Raw genomic sequence first — 450 nt, forward strand, 5'->3', positions numbered from 1 at the left:
CCTGCCGGAGCTTCAGGAAACGATTCCGGCGGCCATCGACCTCCAGATTGCGCAGGACCGCTCCCCTACCATCCGCGCCTCGCTTGAGGAGGTAGAGCAAACGCTGATCATCTCCGTCGCGCTGGTGATCCTGGTGGTGTTCCTGTTCCTGCGCTCGGGGCGCGCCACGCTGATCCCGGCGGTGGCGGTTCCGGTATCGCTGATAGGCACCTTTGCCGCCATGTACCTGTGTGGGTTTAGTCTTAACAACCTGTCGCTGATGGCGCTGACGATTGCCACCGGGTTTGTAGTGGATGACGCCATCGTGGTGCTGGAGAATATCTCGCGCCATCTGGAAGCGGGCATGAAGCCGCTCCAGGCGGCGCTTCAGGGGACGCGCGAAGTGGGCTTCACGGTCCTGTCCATGAGCCTGTCGCTGGTGGCGGTGTTCCTGCCGCTGCTGCTGATGGG

General features: G+C 63.1%; 1 protein-coding gene. It reads left to right on the plus strand.

The genetic code is table 11. From position 1 onward, the window contains the following. Positions 1 to 450, plus strand: a 450-nt coding sequence (locus tag RTW80_RS27315) for an efflux RND transporter permease subunit (protein ID WP_312721215.1), incomplete at both ends; no start/stop codon positions are given.

The sequence above is a fragment of the Escherichia sp. AM3 genome, from assembly GCF_032029835.1.
In the GTDB taxonomy this organism is placed as follows: domain Bacteria; phylum Pseudomonadota; class Gammaproteobacteria; order Enterobacterales; family Enterobacteriaceae; genus Escherichia; species Escherichia coli.